Origin of the sequence: Solilutibacter tolerans (assembly GCF_900155935.1) — a bacterium.
Classification (GTDB): domain Bacteria; phylum Pseudomonadota; class Gammaproteobacteria; order Xanthomonadales; family Xanthomonadaceae; genus Solilutibacter; species Solilutibacter tolerans.
In genome coordinates this window covers 1-2,513 of the sequence record NZ_FTLW01000013.1, presented here as the reverse complement: position 1 = coordinate 2,513, position 2,513 = coordinate 1, and the positions used below count along the sequence as shown (strand labels likewise).

Annotated in this window: 2 protein-coding genes; both read right to left on the bottom strand. The window is 52.7% G+C overall.

The genetic code is table 11. From position 1 onward, the window contains the following. Nucleotides 1-463: 463 nt before the first annotated feature. Entirely contained in the window at nucleotides 464-814 is a 351-nt protein-coding gene (locus BW989_RS12215; RefSeq protein WP_076588707.1) for a ribonuclease E inhibitor RraB, read from the bottom strand. Nucleotides 815-1,593: 779 nt separating this feature from the next. Continuing rightward, on the bottom strand, nucleotides 1,594-2,001 hold the full coding sequence (locus BW989_RS12205; RefSeq protein ID WP_076588703.1) for an OsmC family protein: 408 nt from the start codon (nucleotides 1,999-2,001) through the stop codon (nucleotides 1,594-1,596). Nucleotides 2,002-2,513 lie beyond the last annotated feature (512 nt).

Below are 2,513 nucleotides of genomic sequence, written 5' to 3'. Positions count from 1 at the left end.
GACTTGCGTAGCGGCATCGGCGATGTGGTAAACGCTACCACATGAGCCGGGCCGCGAAGCAAGTTCGGCTTGAACGAATTGTTAGACCTGTGAACGACCATTTTTGGTTTGCAATGCTTGGCTTTTAAGTGAGCTGAGCCCAGCTTTTCCAAACACTTTCGTTGAACAGGTTTAGCGTCCGGCGAAGCGGACGAGTAGGGCGTGCGCGAACACCATCGAACGCGACAACTAGGCTTCCGCGTTTGAACTTTTAAAGTCTCGCTTCTGTGCGCGCGTAGCGGGCACCGCTGTTGAGCAGTGCGACCGCTTTTGTCGCTCTGCGGTTTGCCTTTGATGCGCAAACCGTGTGCTTTCTACACAGGTCTAACGCCTGAGTTAAGCCGCGCTGCGTAGTGGCACGGCGTTGTGCTAGAAGCTAGCACAAAAGGCCGGGCCACGAAGCGGCGTCGGCTTGAACGAATTGTTAGGTGTGTGGTTGCGACTGAATCACGCAGCCCCAACCATCGTAGTCGAGTCCGTAAAGCTCACCAAGACATGCCATAAATGCAGATACGGATAACACCTCGTTCTGCTGAATCGGCATGTTCACAACGACTAAGACGCTATGTTGTCCATCAGTCTCATTTGATGTTGCCTTGCCATACCGGTTGTCGTTTACGAAACCTGCAAGGCTGTCCGCCTTTTGCTTATCAGCTGCCCAAAAAAAGAACTCGACGTCCCGAGGAACATAAAATTGATCTCCCTTTTCGTCGAGTGACAGAAGTAAATCTGTATCACGAGCTGCTATTTCCATCAGCTTGTCGGCAACTGTCATCACACACCTAACGCCTGAGTTAAGCCGACTTGCGTAGCGGCATCGGCGATGTGGTAAACGCTACCACATGAGCCGGGCCGCGAAGCAAGTTCGGCTTGAACGAATTGTTAGACCTGTGAACTACTGTTTTTGGTTTGCAATGCTTGGCTTTTAAGTGAGCTGAGCCCAGCTTTTCCAAACACTTTCGTTGAACAGGTTTAGCGTCCGGCGAAGCGGACGAGTAGGGCGTGCGCGAACACCATCGAACGCGACAACTAGGCTTCCGCGTTTGAACTTTTAAAGTCTTGCTTCTGTGCGCGCGTAGCGGGCACCGCTGTTGAGCAGTGCGACTGCTCTTGTCGCTCTGCGGTTTGCCTTTGATGTGCAAACTGTGTGCTTTCTACACAGGTCTAACGCCTGAATTAAGCCGCGCCGCGAAGCGGCGTCGGCTTGAATGAATTGTTAGGCCTCAACCAACCTTCTCCGATGAGATGTTTCTGCCAAATGGTGGATATATCGAGGTCGAGTCTTTAACAATCCACTTTGCGACGACGGCTCCGGTCTCGTCAACCTGGTCATACCAGTAAGTGTCAGTGTCAAGGCCTTTGCTTTGGCGCCACTTTGAATCTGTTTGAACCAGCTTGTGATTGTCAGGAATTCCAATTTCTTTCTCGTGATCGCTCATAAATTTCCCCTGAGGCCTAACGCCTGAGTTAAGCCGCGCTGCGTAGTGGCACGGCGTTGTGCTACACGCTAGCACATGAGCCGGGCCACGAAGCGGCGTCGGCTTGAACGAATTGTTAGCCTGCAGCCTGGTGCTCTAGTGTGACTGGGATGGCGGACCGAATGGTGTTGTGAATCTCGGCCACCTGATCCGATGCTGCGATCAGACTGTCAATGTCAGCGCTCGGCGAACTTGAAAGCACTGCGACTGAATAACGAATGTTCTCAGCGGCGAGTCCAACGCCTAAGAAGTCTGCGGAAGCAGCTACTCTCACTTTCGAAATTTCGATCCCGAGCCGCGTTGCTTCCCGGAAGAGGTCATTGCAGTAGCAGGTTGCGAGCGCAAGCATCAGGAGTTCGCCCCCGTTGACGGACGAGCCGCGACCAGATTCTTTGGCGGGAATTGCTATAACTCGTTCAATGCCATCCGTCTCAACAATGGCAAAGTGTTCTGTGGAGTTATGAACAGATGCGGAGATTCTCATGGCTTTCTGCCGAAATCTTGTTCTGCAGGCTAACGCCTGAGTTAAGCCGGGCCGCTTTGCGGCCGAGCGATGTGCTAAACGCTAGCACATAAGTCGAGGCCGCGAAGCGGGCTCGGCTTGAACGAATTGTTAGGCTGCTGGCCTGTTTATTCGGTTCTGAAAATATTGACCGACATAGAAAAATGGTAGCGCTATACCGACCAGAACCGCGTACTTGGTCAAACCAGTAATTCCAAAAAACTCATTGATGAAATTCGCTGTGCCAAAACCGAGCGCGAAGAATAGCGCCCGAATCCATTCTCTGGGGCGGTTCATGATCTTGTAGATGAAGACATGAACAGCTAGAACTATAACGACCAAGATCGTTGAAGAAAGGATGGATGTTGCTAGAGGCCCCATGTGGTCTTTTCCTGCAGCCTAACGCCTGAGTTAAGCCGGCCCGCTGAGCGGGCGCGGCGATGGTTCAATCATAGCGCCAGCGCCGAGACCGCGAAGCGGGCTCGGCTTGAACG

Bases quoted from the DNA above. Each gene is read 5' to 3' on its own strand.
- BW989_RS12205 (WP_076588703.1), bottom strand. From the start codon at position 2,001: ATGAGAATCTCCGCATCTGTTCATAACTCCACAGAACACTTTGCCATT.
- BW989_RS12215 (WP_076588707.1), bottom strand. From the start codon at position 814: ATGACAGTTGCCGACAAGCTGATGGAAATAGCAGCTCGTGATACAGAT.